This window comes from Halorubrum yunnanense, from assembly GCF_026586675.1.
Classification (GTDB): domain Archaea; phylum Halobacteriota; class Halobacteria; order Halobacteriales; family Haloferacaceae; genus Halorubrum; species Halorubrum yunnanense.
In genome coordinates, this window is the sequence record NZ_JAODIX010000070.1 from 1 (window position 1) to 4,593 (window position 4,593).

Genomic DNA, 4,593 nt, shown 5'->3' on the forward strand with positions numbered 1-4,593 from the left:
TCGCCATCACCAACATAGAACCACTGTGTGAGCCGCTGTAACCGTGACTCAGCATCTATTCAACACAGCATTCCAGTCAAGGATAGAATGTCCATCCGTGACCGTGATGGCCGCATCCGGCATCTCGGCGACGATGTCTTGTCGAGCGACGGCCAAGGCCGCCGGTACCTCCTCAAACAGCCCGAATCGGGTGACTGCCAGCCACGCTGTACCCGTCGACAGGACCACAAACGGGACCGGAATGGCTGCTCTCGCTAGCGGAGTCTCAGCCAAGGCGATGAAGAACCTCTCTGCGAACCACACTGGCGGCACGATCACCGCCAGAGCCAGTGTCAATCGCGTTGAGACGTGCCGATATCGGTGTAGTGTTCGCCACAACTGGCCGAGGCTGAGCAGCACGATTGATCCAGTTACAAAAAAGGAGATTGATATAGCGAACTGTAGGAAGGGAAGTAGTGCCTCGCTGAGCCCAGCCGGGAGGTTATCGAGTACCAGTGAGACCAGTGTAGCGGACATGGATCCTCCAGTGTACAGGAGTCCGAACGGAACAAGCACGAACAACAATAGCCGCTCGCGGCGGTCCGTTCGAGTCGTATACGCGAGAATAAACAGAGCATACAGCACTGGAACTACTGTTTGAAGCACCCAGTCTGCGATTCTGGGCCCTTGGAGTCCGAACGCGATGATCGACGGCGTTGACTCCACCGCCGGTGACATGCCGTCTCCGTTGGGCGCTCCCAATTCGTAGACACTAATAATATCGTTGACGCCGCCAGCGGCTGTCCACACTCCCAGCCCAACCATACAGGCAATAAAACTCCGTGTGCCTACTCCCGAATACTGTCGGCTGGTGTGAGCTGCGATGAGTAGCAGCAGTATTCCCAAAGTAACATTCACACCCCCGACAGTGGCGAGCATGATACGATTAGTTCACACGCTAAATGTAATTACCCTGTCGGAGCGAACCGTTCGTCAAGTGGTGGACAGTTAATGTCGACCGCAATTGAAACCCTCTATGAATTTGTCTGGATCGCAATTTCGATGTACCTTCCCGAGTCCATTGGCACGAACGCTTTGTTGTTCGTGGCTTAAAGAGCGCCACCTGCTTACAGTCTGTCGAATAGCGGCGAAATAAAAGCATACGCACAGATACAGAGCGTGAGAACAAACATCGGAAATCCTAATCCGTCTTCACCGGCGATGATGAGTCCCGCCGTGAGAACTGCGGTTGCTACAGCGAGGAGTGCTGTACGAACTGAACGGAGGTGTGACCGAAGTGCGGCTTGCTCATCAGTCATACAAATCGTCTGTTCGAAATCGGCATCAATGTTTTCTGACCCTCTGGAGTGACACTTCTGGAATCTTCCCCCGCGTTGCGCGAACCCACAAAACAACCGCCGCGACGAGTACGGCCGTCGGGAGAAATAAGACGACGATGAGGTGGGCGCTAAGATCGAACGGCCGGGTGAGCCGAAACGCCGCTGGATATCCGCTCTCCGGTTGCCCGAACACGACCGTCGTCCAGAGATTGGTCGAGAAGTGGATGCCGACTGGGAGCGCGAGGCTGTCCGTGAGGACGTACGCGAGGCCGAAATACAGCCCCCCGACCACCGCCTGTGTCACGGCGACCGACGCGGAGAGTCCCGCCGCGCCAGCGTTCAAATGAAGCGCTCCGAACACGAGAGCCGATACGACGACCGCGCTCCCCGTGGCAGCCGGCCTCGAGACATTGCGAGACGTAAACCCGACAACGAACTCACGGATCAATACACCTCGAAAGAGAAAGTCCTCCCACAACCCGACGATAACGAACGCAGCGGCCGTCGCTCCGATCGCGAGTCCGACGGTCACAGGGTCGTTGAAGACTCCCATTGACCACGAACTAACGATCCTCCCGCTCCCGGTAGCGAGAATCACGGCCGTCGAAACAGCCTGAAACAGCACGCCGATTACGGCACCGCCGGCGAAGTCACCGAGCCACCGTCGACCCAGAGAAAGTCCGTACGCGGCGGGGCTGGTTTCGAACAGATGGCATAAGACGAGTATCACCGCTGCTACCCCACAGAGCATGGGAAGTTGATTCGGGAGGTTAGTCAACACGTTCGGCGTTGGGAATTGAGCGAGTACCAGCCCCACAGCAGCAAGTGTAGCGACGAATGTTACCGCTGTTACAACCACGCGCACCGCCGCCCCGCTGATCGAGGTCTCAGACCCGATACGACTGACTGGTCGCACGTGTGTGCTCATGTGGGCAGACCAAGCGTTTCCTTCGGTCCTAACAGCTCAGACTGATCGACGCCTCGATGTCGCCACCGTCGAGCGACACGGAGAGGTGTTGTGCGGAGGCGCTGAACTGCTCTCGGTGGTGGCCGTCAGGGGCGACGTAACACTCGCTCGTGACCAAGCCCGCATCCTGAAGCTCATTGAGACGCCGGTAAGCCGTCGGCCGAGAAACGTCAGCGGCCTGCGCGACGGCCCGCCCGCCGCGAGGCTGCTCGGAAACCGCCTCGAACACTCGTCGGGTGTATTCGTCGCCGAAGAGGTCGAGTAGCTCTTCCGTCGATAACTCGTCGGTCGGTTCCTCAGTCTGGTCGCCGCGCGACTTGTGTCGCACTGCCATGTGACGACGATGTAACGGAACACCCTTGGTGGAATATGCTCAGTATTCAGAGTCCCCGCAGCGAGGATATCTAACTATCCAGACTCCCCCTTCGTGAGAGTAAACGGCCGTATCTCGACCGGGCGCAACACGGCAGTTGCGACCGCTATCCGCTACTGTCGTCGTGTTCGTCGTAGAATGCGTCCAACAGCTTTCGCTGGCTCGCCCGGAGATGGTGGAGCAGCGTCGATCCGGTAATCCCGAGCGACGTCGCAACCTCCTCGGCCGTACTTCCACGCGGGGACGTGAAGTAGTCCGCGAGATAGGCCGTCCGCAAGACGGTCGCCTGTCGGTCAGTAAGCCGTTCATTGAGTTCGTTTCGAAATTCTCGCGTGGTCGTCGGCGAGCGGGTTTTGTCCTGTCGCGCGAGAACGGGTGCCGGTCCGTCATCGCCGAGCACGTTTGCCAGCCGACGCACGTTTGCGTCGGGAGACAGTTCGACGATCAGCCGACTGTCATCGCCGTTGAACACCGCCGTCTGTATCGTCGCACCACGGTTAATTGCCGCAACGAGCGGAACTTCTTCACCCAGCGTCACCTGGATCCGGCCGCGCTCTGCGTCCGATTGACGGATCACACGACCGGCCTGAGCACTCGGAACCGCTTCGACGGTCTCAACGACGGTGTCCGGATCGGCACCCGAGACTGATAGGAAACACGTGAGACCAGTCTCACTCGGCATTACGGTCCCCTCAAGCGCGAGTTCCGCGTCGCAGGTGTCGCTCACACGTACCAGCGGAGAGTTCTCCGTGAGTCCGAACGTAACTTCGGTGAGGGTGTCGGAAAACAACAGCTTCCGATTCTGTGTCGCGTTGATCGCGTACCCGGCCAGTTCGCCGAGCGTCTCAAAGCTGGCCTGTACGTGATCGCTGAATGCGGTTTCGGTTCCCGCGTAGACACCGACGACGCCGTACACGCTGGAGCCGTAGACCAACGGGAGCGCGAACACCGACTGGACGCCGTCAGCAAATCCGGCGGCACGAACCGCGTCCGGGACTGATGGGTCCTCGCTCAACGACTGAACCAGCGTCGGGTGCTGCTGTTCGACCGCTCGCCGTTCTGGGGTAGCCTCTCCCCGTTTCACCGCCTCGCGAACGGCTGGAAACAGTTCTCCTTGGTCACCCGCAACGCCGGTGATGACTAGTTCGTCACTGTTGAGAGCGAACTCACCGGTCCACACGAAGCGATACTGGTCGGATGTCCCCAGTTGGTCCCGGATTGTCTCCATGATCGCGTCTTGAGACGTTGCTCCGACCAATCCCTCAAGCACATCGGCGATCAGTGTGTCGACCATTTCGGCCCGTTCAGCCTCTGAACGAAGCTGTTCGATCGTTTGCTCGTTGGTGCGTTTTTCAGTGATGTCGGTAACGTAGACAGTTGCCGCATCGTCGTCAGGAACAACTGACACTGACAGCCAGCGGTCGACTTCTGGATAGTACTCTTCGAATGCTACATCAGATACCGATGTCCCTTCGAACGCCTCTGTGAGCGACCCTTCGACCGACTGGGGAAACACCCCAGCAATTGGCTCACCATTAGGTGTGTCAGTTGTAAGGATATCGGCCGCCCGATCGTTCCACGCGCGCACCACCCCATCTCGGACGGTGATAACTCCCATCGGTGCTTCTGCGAGACGATGTTCTAACTCCATTCACGTAGGGACCTCCTCGTTCTATCGGTGTTTTCCCGTCGACTAGTATATACGTGTTGTCCGGTTGAACCGCAGTTTGCTGAGAATTGAGGAGAAAGCCTCGCGCTTCAGCACGGGGAGGATGTCAAAGCTTAGGTGCTGGTCACTGACACCGGTGTTGTTCTGTCACTGTTTCAGAGTCAGCACCCAAGAAGCGGATTATAGGTATAGTTGGAGCCTGTCATAGAAAGCGTCACGTGCGAAGCAGCAGGGTTTGGAGACTGTGTCTACAAACTCCAAAGCC

Annotated in this window: 4 protein-coding genes; all 4 read right to left on the minus strand. The window is 58.1% G+C overall.

The genetic code is table 11. The features are described 5' to 3' along the window. Positions 1-48: 48 nt before the first annotated feature. On the minus strand, positions 49-918 hold the full coding sequence (locus tag N5096_RS14585) for a hypothetical protein (protein ID WP_267665537.1): 870 nt from the start codon (positions 916-918) through the stop codon (positions 49-51). Between the two features lie 405 nt (positions 919-1,323). Then, complete coding sequence (locus N5096_RS14590) at positions 1,324-2,247, minus strand: CPBP family intramembrane glutamic endopeptidase (protein WP_267665538.1); 924 nt, start codon at positions 2,245-2,247, stop codon at positions 1,324-1,326. A 28-nt stretch (positions 2,248-2,275) separates the two neighbouring features. Further along, positions 2,276-2,620, minus strand: a complete 345-nt coding sequence (locus N5096_RS14595; RefSeq protein WP_149784161.1) for a winged helix-turn-helix domain-containing protein — start codon at positions 2,618-2,620, stop codon at positions 2,276-2,278. A 145-nt stretch (positions 2,621-2,765) separates the two neighbouring features. Next, on the minus strand, positions 2,766-4,310 hold the full coding sequence (locus N5096_RS14600; RefSeq protein WP_267665539.1) for a bacterio-opsin activator domain-containing protein: 1,545 nt from the start codon (positions 4,308-4,310) through the stop codon (positions 2,766-2,768). Positions 4,311-4,593 lie beyond the last annotated feature (283 nt).